Origin of the sequence: Bacillus sp. IS1 (assembly GCF_032461585.1) — a bacterium.
Lineage (GTDB): Bacteria > Bacillota > Bacilli > Bacillales > Bacillaceae > Bacillus > Bacillus velezensis.
Map to the genome: position 1 here is coordinate 366,187 of NZ_JAWCWR010000003.1, position 16,059 is coordinate 382,245.

Genomic DNA, 16,059 nt, shown 5'->3' on the forward strand with positions numbered 1-16,059 from the left:
TACAGAGATGGGAGCCTTCGGCGGTCCGATCGGCAACCCGTTTGTTTTTAAATTTGAATATCATGTTAATTCAAATTATTCCGACTTGTCAACTATTTTTTATAAGGATTAAAATACGCTCTCCGGCATAACCCTGCCAGAGAGCGCATCGGCTGTATCACGTATTTACTTCCTTTTCTTGGCGGGCGATTTTCAATAATGTTCGCGCATTGTTGCCGAATATGTTTTCTATATCTTCTTCCCGCATATTGATTTCCCGGCAGGTCCTCACCTGCTCCTGAAGATATCTGTATACATATCCTCTCGGAAATCCGTTCGAATCCGTCCCGAAGATGATCCGTTCAGCACCGATTAATTCAGATGTCTTTCGAAACAGAATTTCCAAATCAAGCGGATACGGCATCCACCTCATCCACTGATTTGAGCCGGACGTGTCAATATACACATTCGGGCAGCTCCAGCACAGCTGCAGCAGTTCCTGATAATATCCGGCGCCGAAATGCGGAATGATGAACGGGATATCAGCATACTCTCTCGCGACGCGATAGATGGAGAGCGGGTTGATGTTGCGATGGCTGACAATACCCCCCGCTCTCCCTAAAAGCCCGAAGTGAATTAATACAGGCAGCTTTTTGTCAGCCAGATACGTCCACAGCTTTTTCAGCGACGGATCATGAAAATCAATGTCTGTCAGCGGCCCGAACAGTTTATATCCTTTCAGACCGAGCTCTTCTACCGCTCTTTTCAGCTCTTCATACGCATCCTCCCTCTCCAAAGGATGATATGCAAATCCGGTAAATCTCGCGGGATTGGCTTGAATAAACGCCGCCATCCGGTCATTGCTCTCTGCTGTTAAAAAATTCAGCACATCAATGCCGTACTTATCTAATTCATTCTCCCATCTTGTCATCAAAGCGATTTCGCCGTCATCGCCATCAACATCATGCGGATCAGGAAAATCCCAAGTCAGATTCATTCTTTCTGACCGCTCCCGGTTGTAATCGGAAAATGTCTTATCGTTTTTGCCGAAATAAAGGCTGTACGGCAGATGACCGTGAATATCGACAGGTTTAAAATGCTGCCGGAAAAGCATACAATCGCCGCCTCCCTTACCGCCTGACAATAAAAAAAGGCCCTTATCCAGTGAAGAATAAGAGCCTCTTGTGTCCAAGTCAGCGGTTTCTATTTTTTCTCATCTTAAACCCATTATTCCCGTCAGTCAAGTATGCTTTCAAACCCAAACCCTTTTTTCGATAATAAAAATAATTATTTTATAATCATTATAAAATAATATTGACTTTTTACTGATAGGTGGTATTATGTTTTTATAAATCTAAAGAGGTGATCACATGAGTTCAAATAAATTGACAACCAGCTGGGGCGCTCCTGTCGGAGATAACCAAAACTCAATGACGGCCGGCGATCGCGGTCCTGCTTTAATACAAGACGTCCATCTGCTTGAGAAATTGGCGCACTTTAACAGAGAACGCGTTCCGGAGCGTGTCGTTCACGCAAAAGGCGCGGGCGCACACGGTTATTTTGAAGTCACAAATGACGTTACAAAATATACGAAAGCCGCATTTCTGTCAGAAGTCGGTAAACGCACGCCGCTCTTCATCCGTTTCTCAACCGTTGCGGGCGAACTGGGCTCTAGTGACACAGTGCGCGACCCGCGCGGATTTGCCGTTAAGTTTTATACAGAAGAAGGAAACTACGACATCGTCGGAAACAATACACCCGTGTTCTTCATCCGCGATGCCATCAAGTTCCCTGACTTTATTCATACACAAAAAAGAGATCCGAGAACACATCTGAAAAATCCGACGGCCGTTTGGGATTTCTGGTCTCTGTCACCGGAATCCCTGCACCAGGTAACCATTCTGATGTCAGACCGGGGCATTCCGGCGACTCTTCGCCATATGCACGGATTCGGAAGCCATACATTTAAATGGACAAATGATAAAGGTGAAGGCGTCTGGATCAAATATCACTTTAAAACAGAGCAAGGCGTGAAAAACCTTGATGTTAATACAGCCGCAAAAATCGCGGGCGAAAATCCCGATTACCATACGGAAGATTTGTTCAATGCGATTGAAAACGGCGATTTCCCCGCATGGAAATTATATGTTCAAATCATGCCGTTAGAAGACGCAAACACATATCGCTTTGATCCGTTTGACGTCACAAAAGTATGGTCTCAAAAAGACTATCCGCTCATTGAAGTCGGCCGCATGGTTCTGAACCGCAATCCGGAAAATTACTTTGCGGAAGTAGAACAGGCGACGTTCTCTCCCGGCACATTAGTCCCCGGCGTCGACGTCTCACCTGACAAAATGCTTCAAGGCCGGTTGTTCGCATACCATGACGCGCACCGCTACCGTGTCGGCGCGAACCATCAGGCGCTGCCGATCAACCGTTCCCGCAATGAAGTGAAAAACTATCAGCGTGACGGACAAATGCGTTTTGATGATAACGGCGGCCGCTCCGCCTATTACGAGCCTAACAGCTTCGGCGGCCCGAAAGAGTCACCTGAAGATAAACAGGCGGCATATCCTGTATCAGGTTTCGCTGACAGTGTAAGCTATAATCATCATGATCATTACACACAAGCCGGCGACCTGTACCGCCTGATGAGCGAGGAAGAGCGCGCGCGCCTTGTCGCCAATATCGTCAGTGCGATGAAACCTGTGGAAAAAGAAGAAATTAAGCTGCGCCAGATCGGCCACTTCTACAAGGCTGATCCTGAATACGGCAGACGCGTTGCCGAAGGACTCGGACTGCCATCACCAAAATAGCATCAAAAAACCTGCCGGTCTGCCCGGCAGGTTTTTCCTGTTTATTATCAATAAAACCGTTTTTTTCTCAATTACACGAAGTGGCATGCCGCAAAATGATGAAGCCCTTTTTCTGACAGCGCCGGACTTTTCTCAGCACATATCTTCTTGGCTGCCGGGCATCTCGTTCGGAATTTACAGCCTGAAGGCGGATCAGAGGGGCTCGGTATATCACCCTTTAAAATTATCCGCTCCCTTTTCGCTCCGGGATCAGGAACAGGCACGGCTGATAACAGCGCTTTCGTATAAGGGTGAAGCGGCCGTGAAAAGAGCTCCTCCTTTGACGCGTATTCCACAATCGTCCCTAAATACATAATGGCGACCTTCGTACATAAGTGCTCCACCACGCTTAAATCATGAGAAATGAACAAATATGACAGCCCGTGCTGTTTTTGAAGGCTGCTGAACAAATTGATCATCTGCGCCTGGATGGAGACATCTAACGCCGCCACGGGTTCATCCATAATGATAAATTGCGGCTTGAGCGCCATCGCTCTTGCAATCACGATCCGCTGCCGCTGCCCTCCGGAAAATTCATGCGGATATCGGTCGATAAAGTTTGCGGAAAGTCCGCAGGCTTCAAGAACCTCCGCCGCTTTATCACGCGCATTCCGCTTCACCGCCAATTGATGCTCGATCATCGCTTCACCGATGGCTTCTCCGATCCGGCGCCGGGGATTTAAAGAACTGAACGGATCTTGAAAGATGAGCTGCGCTTCTGATCTGAAAGTTTTGAGCTCGCGCCGGCTCATCCGAAACACATCACGCCCCTGAAAAAACACCTCTCCCCCTGTTTTCTCATGAAGCCTCAAAATGGTCTTGCCGATTGATGACTTTCCGCTGCCCGATTCTCCCGCTAAGCCGAACACTTCTCCTTTTCCTATCGTAAAACTGACACCGTCGACCGCTTTTACGGGATTTTTGCGGGTCTTTCTCATCCCCCCATGTTCCTCGTAATATTTTTTCAGCCCCTTGACCTCCAGCAACACATCACTCATCTGCTTTCTCCTCTCTGTAAAGCCAGCACGCCGCCTGATGCCCCTTCCCGAATTCAGTAAAATGCGGGCTCGATCTCCGGCATATTTCCGTGCTGTGTTCACATCGCTCCGCAAAATAACAAGACGATCCCGACAGGTCCGCAAGCTCGGGGACCTGCCCCGGAATGGTGTACAGCATCTCCCTTCTTTGACCGATAACCGGCTTGGCCGCGAGCAGCCCTTTCGTATACGGATGCTTCGGATCAGAAAACAGCTTTGCAACCGGTCCTTCCTCCACAATTTTTCCCGCATACATGACAATCACATAATCAGCCATTTCGGCAACCACGCCAAGGTCATGAGTAATGAATAAAATAGACGTGCGAAATTGCTTTTTCATATCCCGCAATAAATCCAATATCTGCGCCTGAATGGTTACGTCAAGCGCTGTCGTCGGCTCGTCGGCAATGATCAATTTCGGTTCGCAGCTTAGCGCGACAGCCGTCATGATGCGCTGCAGCATGCCGCCGCTCAGCTCATGAGGATATCGGTGCATAACCTGCTCGGCATGCGGGATCTCCACTAACGTGATCAGTTCAACGGCCTTCCGCCATGCCTCTTTCTTACTCAGCAATAAATGTTCGCGAATCGGTTCGGCCAGCTGCTCACCGATTGTAAACACCGGATTCAAAGATGTCATCGGTTCCTGAAATATCATCCCGATTTCGCTGCCGCGGATTTTCTGTATGTCTTTTGGTTTCAATTCCAACAGGTTCCGTCCGGAAAAATGCACCGCTCCCCGTTCGATTCTCCCCGTCTCGGGAAGAAGCTGCATAATGGACAATGACGCCATGCTTTTCCCGCAGCCGGACTCCCCTACAATACAAACCGTTTCCTCCTCATGTATCGTAAAGCTGACATCGTCCACGGCCTTTACCGCCCCCTCCTCTGTATAAAAAGCCGTTTCCAAATGCCTCACTTCTAAAAGCGGTTTTTTCATTTCATTTTCACCTGCCGTTTTACCTTAGGATCAAAAGCGTCTCTTAAACCGTCTCCAAGCAGATGAATCGCCACAACGGTCAGAAAAATGGCCGTTCCCGGCGGAATCCACAGCCACGGGCGGAGTGTAAAATCCATAAAATGATTCGCCGCTTCCATCATGTTTCCCCAAGAAGGTGTGGGCGGAGCAACGCCAAGCCCGAGAAAACTCAGCGCAGATTCACTCAGCATCGCTCCCGCCACATGCAAAGTCGCCGCTACCAGTAATAACGGCAATGTATTGGGAAGCAAATGATAGAGGATTTTCCGTTTATCACTAAGCCCCAAAACTTCCGCGGCCATCATAAACGGCTGCTCCTTCAGCGACAAAATCTGTCCGCGTACAAGCCGCGCCAAACCGGGCCATCCGATCAGGCTTAACATCATCATAATCAGGTACATTCTGTATTCAGAAGGCACTTTCCACTCCGACATCACCGCAGCCAAAATCAAAAGCAGCGGCAGGCCCGGGATAGACATGAGCATATCAGCAATTCGCATAATGATCATATCTGCGGCTCCCCGATAAAATCCGGCCGCAGCCCCGAGTAAAGAACCGATGACAAGCGACAGCACCATTGAAGCAAGCCCCACAGTCAGAGAAATCTGCCCCGCCAGCATCAGCCTCGTCAGCACATCTCTCCCGTACTGGTCGGTTCCCAGCCAATGATGGATTCCCGGCTGCTGATTGGCATTTGAAATATCCGTCCGATCTGTTATGTACGGAGAAAAAGACGGCCCGATAAAGCACAATAAAAACATAAAACATAAGAAAAGAAGACTGATGACCGTCAGCTTATGCTGCAGCAGGCGGCGGTACGTCTGCTTCCAAAGAGAAGGCGGCACCTCTATTTGTTTTTTCATTCCGAACACCCCCTATTTCAGCCTGACCCGCGGATCAACCGCGGCATAAGCGATATCCGCTAAGAAGTTCCCCGCAATCGTTAAACAAGACAAAAACAAGGTAAACGCCATCAAAACCGGATAATCACGATAATGCACAGATTCCAGCTGAATACGTCCGACTCCCGGCCACCCGAAAATCTGTTCAATAATGATGGCTCCGGAAAACAGTCCCGGCAGTTCAAAAGCAAGCAGGGTGATGGCCGGAATGAGCGCGTTTTTCAACGCATGTTTCCAGATGACGGTGCGCTCTTTCAATCCCTTCGCTCTGGCCGTTCTGATATAATCCTGTCTGATCACGTCCAGCATGCCGGAGCGGAAATACCTTGTCAGCGAGCCGATGCCGAGCATAGATAAAATCACGACCGGAAGAATCATATGTCTGGCGGCTTCAAGCACGTACGAAAAACCTGTACTCGTGCTTCCGGTATCAATCATCCCGCCGACGGGCAATATTTTCAAATCCACCCCAAACCACTTAATAAACAGAAGGCTGATAAAAAAAGACGGAAACGCCATGGAAGCAAACACAAGAAACGTCACGATCCCGTCAAACCATGAGTATTTCCTGACAGCGGATATGACACCCGTTATCATCGCGGCTGACCATGTGACAAGCAACGCCAAAAACGCGACAAAAAACGAATTCCAGACATATTTCCGTAGCAGTGACAGGACGTTCTCCTGATATTTCAAAGAAAACCCAAAATCTCCGCTGAGCACATTTCCGAGCCACGTCACATAACGCTGCCAAATCGGCTGATCCAGCCCGTAAAGCGCTTTTAACTCCTTCGCTCTTTCAGGAGTCAGGTTTACATTGGAATCGATATAGTCGCCCGGCAGCATGGCGAATAAGAAAAAAATAATAAAGGACGTACCGAATAAGATCACAAGCATTTGAATGAATCGTTCTGCGGCATACCGTTTCACAAAAAGCCCCTCCTTTCCGCTGAAAGGGCAAAATCCCCAGGATGCACCGGGTTTTTGCCCAACCGTTCTATTGAATTGAGACATTTGAGAGACTTGAACTGATTCCAGAATAATTGTCAGGCTCAAGCCCTTTTATTTTTCCGCTGACCGCCCTTGCGCTCTGACGGTAATGAATCAGAATGTAAGGCGGGTTTTCCCCGAGCTCCCGGTACAGCTGGTGATAAATCTCTTTTCTTTTGCTGATATCAAGCGTGCCGGCTCCTTTCTCTATCAGCCGGTCCGCTTTCGGATTGGAATATCCCGTTACATTATTGGGATGGCCGGAAGCCAGCTTTTCCACCGTGTCATTCGGATCAAGAATCTGCGAGGTGGAAACGGCGGCAAGGTCGTATTGTTTGTCATTTATTTTCGCTACTTCTGTATTAAAATCCATGACTTCCGGTTTTAATGAGATTCCGATGTCCGCGTAATTTTCTTTCGCGATCGGGATGAAATCATCATCCGCTTTAGACGTGTAATAGCTGATTTCAAGCTTTTTGCCGTTTTTTTCACGTACACCGTCTTTGCCCGTTTTCCAGCCTGCTTCATCGAGAAGCTTTTTGGCTTTTTCAGGGTTAAACGCGTACCGATTGACACCTTTGTTATCATAAGCCCACGAAACCGGAGACACCGGAACATTCGCGACCTCTCCGTAGCGTTTAAAGCGGACATCGACGATTTTTTGACGGTCAAGTCCGTAAATAAGCGCCTGGGACACTTTCTTATCTTGAAAAGGCGGACGCTTGTGATTGACGTACACAAGCCCGTAATCATTCACGACAGATACGCTTATATTGGCAAAACCGAGACTTTTTAAATGCTGAACCGTATCATCATCAGGTGAGAAAGAAGCGTAATCAAGGTCACCCGTTTCAAACAGCTGAAGAGAAGTTGACGGATCGATAATTTTATAAATCAGCTTTTCGGTTTTCGGTTTTCCGGCATAATAGTGTTCATTAGCCTGATAGCGTATTTCCTGTCCCGGAAGGTATTCTGTAAATTGATAAGGTCCCGCTCCGAGCGGTTTGGCATAAAGCTCTTTTAAATAGTCCAGTTTGCCGAATTGATATTTCTTCCCGTAGTAGGCTTCTGACAGCACCTGCCCGCCTAAAAGAAGCAGCGACTTCGCACTGACTTTCTCAGTCGTAATTTGAATGGTTCTGTCATCAAGGACGCGTATGCCCTCTATCGTCTTTGCCTTTCCTTCTTTGTAAGCCTTACCGCCTTTAATATAGGCCGTGGTGATATCTTCATAGCCCGCGTATGCAGGATCATGCAGCAGTGTTAAAGTGAATGCGGCATCCTTTGCGGTCAGCGGTGAACCGTCGCTGAAAACGAGATTTTTTCTTAAACGGAACGTGTATGTAAGCTGATCTTTGGAAATTTTCCAGCTTTCCGCAAGAGCCGGGGCAGGCTTCCCCGTTTTATCCAGTTTGACTAACGGTTCAAAAATAGGATCTGTCGCATTTCCGTCCCAGCCGTTTTCGTAAAAGTACGGCAGAAACACGCCGCCCGGCGCGGAAATCCCAGCAACAAAAGTGTCAGTTCTGGCTTTCGATTTAGCGGGAATCGCCGCCGGATGAGAAGCTTTAAATTCCTTTGTCTTGACATGGGCAATACGTGTTTCTTCCTTTTTATCAGCCGCAGATGACGGTTCTTCTCCGGCACTCCCTAACGCGCACCCTGATAACATGATGGATACCGACAGCGCAAGTACCGTTGTTTTTATCCTCCATTTTCTCTCCTTCATCTTTATCGAACCCCCGCATGCTTTTCATCTATCTTTATATAAATCTGCTCCATCTGTTCCTCATTTCTCATAATCTCCCGTTTGTTTTTCTCTACAAGCAGTTCGAAATTCAATGTGTGTTTTCTGTACTTTTTTCGTTTTTTGCTCTTTTTGCGCACATGTGATACCTTTTTTAACGCCACTTTTCATCCCTCCGCTTTTCATTTCATTCAATGACTTTCACGCAAAAAAGGCCCTTATCTGTTTAAAAGATAAGAGCCTTCGGTGATCCGATCAGCCATCGTTTGGAAATATGTAATGATTATGTTAATTCATACAATCCCTACCTGTCAACTATAATTTAAAATATCGTTTCCTTCCGGGGGTTTTCCTCATACACTCTCTCATTTTTCCGCATATGCTAGAAAACATAGCAGAGTACAAGTGAAAGTGAGTGAGAATGTGGAAAAGACAACATTGACCGGTCGCATCGTCAAAAAAGATGACCCGGACTATAATGCTGCAAGAACCAATATCAATTTAAGCCTGCAAAGATATCCAGACATCATTGTGTTTTGTCAAAACAAACATGACGCCCTCAATGCGCTGAGATGGGCGCGTGAGAACAATGTGCCTTTCCGCATCAGAGGCGGAAGACACAGCTACGAAAATTTTTCCCTGTTAAATAACGGACTAGTCATTGATCTCAGTGAAATGAAGAAAATAAGAGTAAATGAGGATACGCGGCTGGTCTCGATTGAAGCGGGAGCCGAATTGGGAGAAGTCTACCGGACACTCTGGCGGTACGGCTTGACCCTTCCTGCGGGGACCATTGCGAATGTGGGAATCACGGGGCTGACGCTCGGGGGAGGAATCGGATATTTAACAAGGACAGCCGGACTTACTTGCGATCGTCTCCTCCAGCTCGAAATGATCATAGCGGACGAAAAAGCGGGTGCTGACTTGATCACAGTCAACCGCTCAAAGCACTCTGATCTATTTTGGGCGTCTCAGGGCGGAGGGGGAGGCAACTTCGGCATTGTCACATCCATGATGTTTAAAGCCGTGCCGATCTCGTGCGTGTCTGTTTTTTCTGTCACTTGGGGCTGGGATGATTTTGAGGAAGTATTTAACACGTGGCAGCGCTGGGCTCCATTTACAGACAACCGGCTTACCTCATCAATTCAGTTTTGGCCTAAGGAAGTAAACCGCATAGAAGCTCTCGGTCAATTTACCGGGACAAAGGATGAGCTGAAAGAACTGCTGGCTCCGTTAATGAAAGCGGGAAAACCGACAAGCGGCATGGTCAAGACAGTGCCATTTATTAAAGCGGCAGCCTTTTTTAACAGCCCGGGAGGCAATCAGCCGCAAAAGATGAAGCGGTCAGGATCCTTTATTGAAAAACCATTATCTTCACGCGCGATTTCCACTTTAAAGCGCTATTTAGAGCACGCTCCGAACGAAAACGCCAGTGTCTGGCAGCAATCTCTCGGCGGGGCGGCCGGACGGATCGCTCCGGACCAAACGGCATTCTACTATCGCAACGCAATCATTGCCCAAGAATATATTACAACTTGGACATCTGCTGAAGAAGAAAGACAAAATGTCCGCTGGATCGAAGGACTGAGAACGTCCCTATCAAGAGAAACGATGGGAGATTACGTGAATTGGCCTGATAGAGAAATCAGAAACTGGCTGCAAACATATTACGGAGAAAATGTTCACCGCCTCCGTCAAGTCAAAACGAAATACGATCCGGAAAATATATTCCGATTTGAACAGAGCATTCCGCCGCTTCGCCGTTCACCGTTTTTCTAAAAAAGATGAAGATGGGCAAACTCCATCTTCATCTTTTCTTTTATTGATATAAGCGGCTTCCCTTCTCCGCAAACTCTTTTGCTTTTTCTTTCAGCCCTTCATTGACGGCCTCGTCTTCAGTAAGTCCGTTTTCCTTCGCATAATCACGAATATCCTGAGAAATTCTCATGCTGCAGAACTTCGGACCGCACATCGAACAGAAGTGAGCCGTTTTTGCGCCTTCAGCCGGCAGCGTTTCATCATGATATTCGATTGCTCTTTCAGGATCAAGCGACAAATGAAATTGATCACGCCACCGGAATTCAAACCGCGCCTTAGACAGAGCATCGTCACGGATCTGTGCACCCGGATGCCCTTTAGCAAGGTCTGCGGCATGTGCTGCGATTTTGTACGTAATGACGCCTTCTCTTACATCATCACGATTCGGCAGCCCCAAATGCTCCTTCGGCGTGACATAGCAAAGCATCGCCGTCCCATACCAGCCGATCATCGCCGCGCCGATTGCTGAAGTAATGTGGTCATAACCCGGAGCGATATCCGTCGTTAATGGCCCGAGCGTGTAAAAAGGGGCCTCTTTACAAATTTCCAGCTGCTTGTCCATGTTTTCCTTAATTTTATGCATCGGCACATGACCCGGTCCTTCGATCATCACTTGCACATCGTGCTTCCACGCAATCTCCGTCAATTCTCCGAGAGTCTCCAATTCCGCAAACTGCGCTTCATCATTGGCATCCGCAATCGAACCGGGGCGAAGCCCGTCACCAAGAGAAAAAGCGATATCATAGGTCTTCATGATTTCACAAATTTCTTCAAAATGCGTGTACAGAAAGCTTTCCTGATGATGAGCCAGGCACCATTGCGCCATAATCGCCCCGCCGCGGGATACGATTCCCGTCGTGCGTTTGGCCGTTAACGGGACGTAATGAAGCAGTACGCCGGCATGGATGGTGAAATAATCCACGCCCTGCTCCGCCTGCTCAATCAATGTGTCACGATAAATGTCCCACGTTAAATCCTCGGCAATGCCATTCACTTTTTCAAGCGCCTGATAAATCGGCACCGTTCCCACAGGCACGGGACAGTTGCGGATAATCCATTCACGCGTGGTATGAATGTCTTTTCCCGTGGATAAGTCCATCATCGTATCGGCGCCCCAGCGAATCGCCCACGTCATTTTTTCGACTTCTTCTTCGATAGAAGATGTAACAGCCGAGTTGCCGATATTTGCATTGATTTTCACATGAAAATTCCGGCCGATAATCATCGGCTCGCTTTCCGGGTGGTTGACGTTAGAAGGAATAATCGCCCGTCCGCTCGCCACCTCTTCCCTGACAAATTCGGGAGACACATGCTCACGTATTGCGATAAACTCCATTTCCGGCGTAATGATGCCTTTTCTCGCATAATGCAATTGTGTTACATTTTTCCCCGGCTTGGCCCGAAGCGGTTTCCGCTGTAGGCCGGGGTATTCGGCGGCATGATCTTCTTTTTTATAACCGTTGTCTTCAGGTCTCACGGTCCGGCCGTTATATTCCTCTACATCTCCGCGCCCGGTAATCCACTTTGTGCGGAGCGCCCCCAGCCCTTCATGAATATCAATCTGTACATCCGGGTCTGTATACGGCCCGCTCGTATCATAAACACGGACCGGCGCATTCTCCTCTTCCCCGAATGCCCCCGTAGTCGCACTCAGGCTGATTTCCCGCATCGGCACTCGTATATCGGGCGAAGAACCTTCTGCATAAACCTTTTTACTGCCGGAAAAACTCGACATAATGGAAATGTTCGCTTGCTGTACTGATTGATTTTGCATACAAATCTCTCCTTTATCATTTGAATAACAGAACCAAGCTCAGCACCAGCACAAAAAAACCGGGTTCAAAGAAGAACCCGGTTTTGCAGTCAGAAAGAAACTATTATTGTTTTCTTCAACAATAATAAAACCTTTACTTCCCCACGCTGGTACGAACCAGATCAGGTCCAAAGGGTTAAGAAACCGCCGCTTCTCTCTCAGCCCGCTCAGACGGGCACCCCCAGTAACTATTGATTTCGCTCTCATCGTAACATAAGTTGTGTACAAAAAAAAGCATATTATCAAAATTCAGATAATTGGACAGTCATAAGCTCTATTTCTCGAACGCCTTCTTCGGTATTAAAAACCCGATAACCCTTTGCGGTTTCCCGGGAAGAGACAGCCCGGATCAGCTGACCGTCTTTATAATGAAGCGCAGCGTCATCAGCGGCATAGCCCTCCCTGAGTTTCTTTTCTGAAATCAGACGGTGATACACCGGCCGGCGCCCCGCTTCTCCGTCATAGTGCGGACAAAAGCTGCCCGGCAAAAATCCTAAAGCTCTTAACTCTCTCAAATCTCCAGCTGAATCCGTCAATCCTTCTTCATACCAGCAAATCGCCCCGGCGCTGAGACCCGCCAACATGATGCCGTTTTCCCAAGCCTCACGAAGAATACGGTCAAGCCCCCATTCTTTCCATAAGACAAGCATATTGCGCGTATTTCCGCCGCCGACATATATAATATCTTTCTTCATGAGAAAGGATCTGAGATCAGAACCCGGCGGTTTAAACAGCGACAAGTGATCCGGCTCACACCGCAGCTTTTGAAAGGCCTGATAAAACCTGCCGATATAATTCTCCGAATCTCCGCTTGCCGTCGGCAAAAAACAAACTTTCGGCTTTGACCGCGCCGACTGCTCTAAAATATACTGATCCAGCACAAGATGATCCGGCTCCATGGAAAAGCCTCCGCCGCCCATTGCAATAATCTGCTTCACGTCATCACCTCTTTTTTTTCTCTAGTATAACAGCTCATAAAAAGGCGTTATCCCATTTTCGGATAACGCCTTCAAAAAGTATTTGTTATCTGAAAAATGAAAACGCACCGTATAACACAACGGAGATCCCTGCGGCGATAAGCGCCGGAACAAGCTTCGAACGGGCATACTTCACAACATCGATCCCCAACACCGTACAGGTTGTCACCGTATTATCACTGAGAGGAGAAGCAAACGCTCCAAATGTTCCGCTCGCAAACACAGCCCCGATCGCTAATAATAAGCTGGTATGTGACTGAACCGCCAGCGTTACGCCGAGCGGCATTAATAGCCCCCAAGTCCCCCAGGATGACCCGATAAAATAGGATATAACAGCCCCCAGTATAAAAAGAGACGGCGCAATAAACATATGAGGGATCCATGACGTTAAATGAGAAGTAACATATTTCGAGAATCCCAGATCTTCAGATACTGCTGTTACGGCCCAAATCAGCGATAACATAATAATAACGTTGACCAATTCGTTTCCGCCCTTAATAAAATGGGTAACAAGCTCGCCTGCATGAAAACGCTGAAACATAAAAAGAGCAAATGCTGCAATAACCGCTGCCAATAATGCGGTTAACATGACGCCAAGCATATCACTTTTGATAAAAGCATTCAAAAACCCTTGTGCTTTTGAATGACCGTCCCACCAGCTGAGAAAGAGTGTTAATAGCAAAAACAGACCGATCGGAATGATTAAATTCCAAGGCCGAATCGGTGTTTCCTTAATATAAGCACGGTGCGCCGAATCCAGCTCCTCCTGCTGGTCAGCATTCTCATCACTTTCGAACATTCCCGTATGTCCACCGTGAATATCTGAGATCGTCCCTGTTTCCATGTTGAATGAACCTGAGCCTTTTGAAAGCAACACACCGCTGTTCCGCGGAATCGGTTCCGTATTTTTGCTATGTTATGTTTGCGAGCAGAAGTTTGTCCGCTCTTTTCTGTTTTTTTTAAGCTTTCGTCCGCTTTTTGTTTCTTAAAAAAGCAGTAATAAATTCCGACTAATATAATCACAATGGAGAAAAAATTGAAGGGAATACTTTTCACATACACCGTGTAAGCCGGCTGATCTATTCCTGACCTTTTAAGGGCCTGTCCGATAATGGAAACCATGTAGCCGACAAATGCCGTTGCTATCGGAATCAAGGCAATGACAGGGTTTGCCGTAAACTCAATGGCATACGCAATTTTCTGTTTCGACAGGTCCAGACGCTTGCTTAACGCTTTCATGATCGGTGCAATTGTGACGATGCGAAAGTCCGGTTCACTGAACGTGCCAAATGTCGACAGCCATGCAAGCAGCATCGCACCTTTTTTGGTTTTAACTTTTTTACTGATCAAATGGACGAATCCTTTTATCCCGCCGGTCAGCTTTATAATCCCTACAAGGCCGGCAAATGAATATAGAAACACAATGATTCTAATGTTATTGGTGACGACAATATTGCTGATTACATATTGAACCATATGTTCAATCCCGCCAAGCAAGCTGGGATGCAAAAGATAGCTTCCGACCAGCAAACCGATAAACAGACCGGACTGCACTTGCTTTGTAATGATTGAAATGGGAATGACCAGAATAAATGGGATAAGACAAGCCCAAGTCCCTTCCACTAAAAACACCTCTTTCAAAGAACTTCTTGTTAGTATCTTTGAAAAAAGCGGATTTATACAATCAGCAGGTATCATGTTTTCACAAGCCTTGGAGGATATTTTCATACAACAAAAAAGGCTTCTACATATTGTAGAAGCCTTTGTATACCGGTGGCCGGGGTCGAACCGGCACTCCAGAAGGAACACGATTTTGAGTCGTGCGCGTCTGCCAATTCCGCCACACCGGCATGTAATGCGTCGTGTTCAACCGACGTATATAAATATAACATGTATTTTATAAACCGTCAACGGTTTTAGCAAAGTTTTTTTAATGGTAATGCAGTATATCCGATACAAACAAGAAACTTATATTGATAGTCATTACGTTTTTATTATATAAAAAAAGTGATCTGCAATATGCAAATCACTCTCATATATGTTTTATAATGTGAAAACTGATGACCAATTTAACATAGTTCGTTCAAAGTTAAATTGGTGCCGAGGGCCGGACTTGAACCGGCACGGTAGTCACCTACCGCAGGATTTTAAGTCCTGTGTGTCTGCCAATTCCACCACCCCGGCAATAGAAAGGCGACACCCGGATTCGAACCGGGGATAAAGGTTTTGCAGACCTCTGCCTTACCACTTGGCTATGCCGCCGTAATTTGGAGCGGAAGACGGGATTCGAACCCGCGACCCCCACCTTGGCAAGGTGATGTTCTACCACTGAACTACTTCCGCAACATGTAAAAGAACTTAATACATCTTATGCTGTTGTTTTTTAAAAAATGCAACTGGGCTAGCTGGATTCGAACCAACGCATGACGGAGTCAAAGTCCGTTGCCTTACCGCTTGGCTATAGCCCAATGATAATATGGGGCGATTGATGGGAATCGAACCCACGAGTGCCAGAGCCACAATCTGGTGCGTTAACCACTTCGCCACAACCGCCATAATCTGAAGATGAATAAATAATATAATGGCAGGGGCAGTAGGAATCGAACCCACACCGGAGGTTTTGGAGACCTCTGTTCTACCGTTAAACTATGCCCCTATTTATAAAATGGTGGAGGGGGGCAGATTCGAACTGCCGAACCCTGAGGGAGCGGATTTACAGTCCGCCGCGTTTAGCCACTTCGCTACCCCTCCATCATTTAGAGTGCCGGCCAGAGGACTTGAACCCCCAACCTACTGATTACAAGTCAGTTGCTCTACCAATTGAGCTAGACCGGCAAATGGTGGCTCGGGACGGAATCGAACCGCCGACACACGGATTTTCAGTCCGTTGCTCTACCAACTGAGCTACCGAGCCTTTTTATAAATGGCGGTCCGGACGGGACTCGAACCCGCGACCTCCTGC

At 47.4% G+C, this 16,059-nt stretch carries 11 protein-coding genes, 10 tRNA genes, 1 pseudogene and 1 riboswitch; of the genes and pseudogenes, 2 read left to right on the forward strand and 20 right to left on the reverse strand.

Annotated elements, in window-relative coordinates:
• Positions 1-157: 157 nt before the first annotated feature.
• Entirely contained in the window at positions 158-1,093 is a 936-nt protein-coding gene (locus tag RUW00_RS15275) for an amidohydrolase family protein (RefSeq protein WP_100261662.1), read from the reverse strand.
• Positions 1,094-1,349: 256 nt separating this feature from the next.
• Between RUW00_RS15275 and katA the strand changes: the two genes are divergently transcribed.
• The gene (gene katA, locus RUW00_RS15280) at positions 1,350-2,795 is read left to right on the forward strand and encodes a catalase KatA (protein ID WP_280144962.1); all 1,446 of its coding nucleotides are present in this window, start codon (positions 1,350-1,352) and stop codon (positions 2,793-2,795) included.
• Between the two features lie 71 nt (positions 2,796-2,866).
• On the opposite strand, the gene RUW00_RS15285 is transcribed toward katA, so the two are convergent.
• From RUW00_RS15285 to RUW00_RS15310, 6 genes are all read right to left on the reverse strand, one after another.
• Positions 2,867-3,832 carry an ABC transporter ATP-binding protein gene (locus RUW00_RS15285; RefSeq protein ID WP_249684876.1) on the reverse strand — a complete coding sequence of 322 codons (966 nt, stop codon included), beginning with the start codon at positions 3,830-3,832 and terminating at the stop codon, positions 2,867-2,869.
• Entirely contained in the window at positions 3,825-4,811 is a 987-nt protein-coding gene (locus RUW00_RS15290) for an ABC transporter ATP-binding protein (protein WP_280144961.1), read from the reverse strand. The genes RUW00_RS15285 and RUW00_RS15290 overlap by 8 nt, the downstream gene beginning before the upstream one ends.
• Positions 4,808-5,713: an oligopeptide ABC transporter permease gene (gene opp4C, locus RUW00_RS15295; RefSeq protein WP_072176823.1), complete on the reverse strand. Its 906-nt coding sequence runs from the start codon at positions 5,711-5,713 to the stop codon at positions 4,808-4,810. The genes RUW00_RS15290 and opp4C overlap by 4 nt, the downstream gene beginning before the upstream one ends.
• Positions 5,714-5,725: 12 nt before the next feature.
• Entirely contained in the window at positions 5,726-6,682 is a 957-nt protein-coding gene (locus RUW00_RS15300; protein WP_095273118.1) for an ABC transporter permease, read from the reverse strand.
• Between the two features lie 67 nt (positions 6,683-6,749).
• Positions 6,750-8,471 carry an ABC transporter substrate-binding protein gene (locus RUW00_RS15305; RefSeq protein WP_095273119.1) on the reverse strand — a complete coding sequence of 574 codons (1,722 nt, stop codon included), beginning with the start codon at positions 8,469-8,471 and terminating at the stop codon, positions 6,750-6,752.
• 2 nt (positions 8,472-8,473) lie between these two features.
• Positions 8,474-8,653 (reverse strand): FbpB family small basic protein, encoded by a 180-nt coding sequence (locus RUW00_RS15310; protein ID WP_003155431.1) that lies wholly within the window; start codon positions 8,651-8,653, stop codon positions 8,474-8,476.
• 259 nt (positions 8,654-8,912) lie between these two features.
• Between RUW00_RS15310 and RUW00_RS15315 the strand changes: the two genes are divergently transcribed.
• Positions 8,913-10,268 carry an FAD-binding oxidoreductase gene (locus tag RUW00_RS15315; RefSeq protein ID WP_022552799.1) on the forward strand — a complete coding sequence of 452 codons (1,356 nt, stop codon included), beginning with the start codon at positions 8,913-8,915 and terminating at the stop codon, positions 10,266-10,268.
• 40 nt (positions 10,269-10,308) lie between these two features.
• On the opposite strand, the gene thiC is transcribed toward RUW00_RS15315, so the two are convergent.
• The 13 genes and pseudogenes from thiC to RUW00_RS15380 form a co-directional block, all read right to left on the reverse strand.
• Positions 10,309-12,081, reverse strand: coding sequence for a phosphomethylpyrimidine synthase ThiC (thiC, locus tag RUW00_RS15320; RefSeq protein WP_280144960.1), 1,773 nt, complete (start codon positions 12,079-12,081; stop codon positions 10,309-10,311).
• A 121-nt stretch (positions 12,082-12,202) separates the two neighbouring features.
• Positions 12,203-12,313, reverse strand: a riboswitch (TPP riboswitch).
• Positions 12,314-12,362: 49 nt separating this feature from the next.
• Positions 12,363-13,058, reverse strand: coding sequence for a Type 1 glutamine amidotransferase-like domain-containing protein (locus tag RUW00_RS15325; RefSeq protein WP_280144959.1), 696 nt, complete (start codon positions 13,056-13,058; stop codon positions 12,363-12,365).
• 85 nt (positions 13,059-13,143) lie between these two features.
• A pseudogene (locus RUW00_RS15330) lies at positions 13,144-14,720 on the reverse strand (Na+/H+ antiporter NhaC family protein).
• Between the two features lie 145 nt (positions 14,721-14,865).
• Positions 14,866-14,947, reverse strand: a tRNA-Leu gene (locus RUW00_RS15335).
• Positions 14,948-15,192: 245 nt separating this feature from the next.
• Positions 15,193-15,281 (reverse strand) — tRNA-Leu (locus RUW00_RS15340).
• A 7-nt stretch (positions 15,282-15,288) separates the two neighbouring features.
• A tRNA-Cys gene (locus RUW00_RS15345) sits at positions 15,289-15,359 on the reverse strand.
• A gap of 6 nt (positions 15,360-15,365) precedes the next feature.
• Positions 15,366-15,440: transfer RNA gene (locus RUW00_RS15350), tRNA-Gly, on the reverse strand.
• Positions 15,441-15,493: 53 nt separating this feature from the next.
• Positions 15,494-15,565, reverse strand: a tRNA-Gln gene (locus tag RUW00_RS15355).
• A gap of 9 nt (positions 15,566-15,574) precedes the next feature.
• Positions 15,575-15,650 (reverse strand) — tRNA-His (locus tag RUW00_RS15360).
• Between the two features lie 29 nt (positions 15,651-15,679).
• Positions 15,680-15,753: transfer RNA gene (locus tag RUW00_RS15365), tRNA-Trp, on the reverse strand.
• Between the two features lie 10 nt (positions 15,754-15,763).
• A tRNA-Tyr gene (locus RUW00_RS15370) sits at positions 15,764-15,848 on the reverse strand.
• A gap of 11 nt (positions 15,849-15,859) precedes the next feature.
• Positions 15,860-15,932, reverse strand: a tRNA-Thr gene (locus RUW00_RS15375).
• 3 nt (positions 15,933-15,935) lie between these two features.
• Positions 15,936-16,011 (reverse strand) — tRNA-Phe (locus RUW00_RS15380).
• Positions 16,012-16,059: the final 48 nt, after the last annotated feature.

What these genes read in the sequence shown, in the direction of transcription:
- RUW00_RS15275 (WP_100261662.1), bottom strand. Translation starts at nt 1,093, where the DNA reads ATGCTTTTCCGGCAGCATTTTAAACCTGTCGATATTCACGGTCATCTG.
- katA (WP_280144962.1), top strand. Translation starts at nt 1,350, where the DNA reads ATGAGTTCAAATAAATTGACAACCAGCTGGGGCGCTCCTGTCGGAGAT.
- RUW00_RS15285 (WP_249684876.1), bottom strand. Translation starts at nt 3,832, where the DNA reads ATGAGTGATGTGTTGCTGGAGGTCAAGGGGCTGAAAAAATATTACGAG.
- RUW00_RS15290 (WP_280144961.1), bottom strand. Translation starts at nt 4,811, where the DNA reads ATGAAAAAACCGCTTTTAGAAGTGAGGCATTTGGAAACGGCTTTTTAT.
- opp4C (WP_072176823.1), bottom strand. Translation starts at nt 5,713, where the DNA reads ATGAAAAAACAAATAGAGGTGCCGCCTTCTCTTTGGAAGCAGACGTAC.
- RUW00_RS15305 (WP_095273119.1), bottom strand. Translation starts at nt 8,471, where the DNA reads ATGAAGGAGAGAAAATGGAGGATAAAAACAACGGTACTTGCGCTGTCG.
- thiC (WP_280144960.1), bottom strand. Translation starts at nt 12,081, where the DNA reads ATGCAAAATCAATCAGTACAGCAAGCGAACATTTCCATTATGTCGAGT.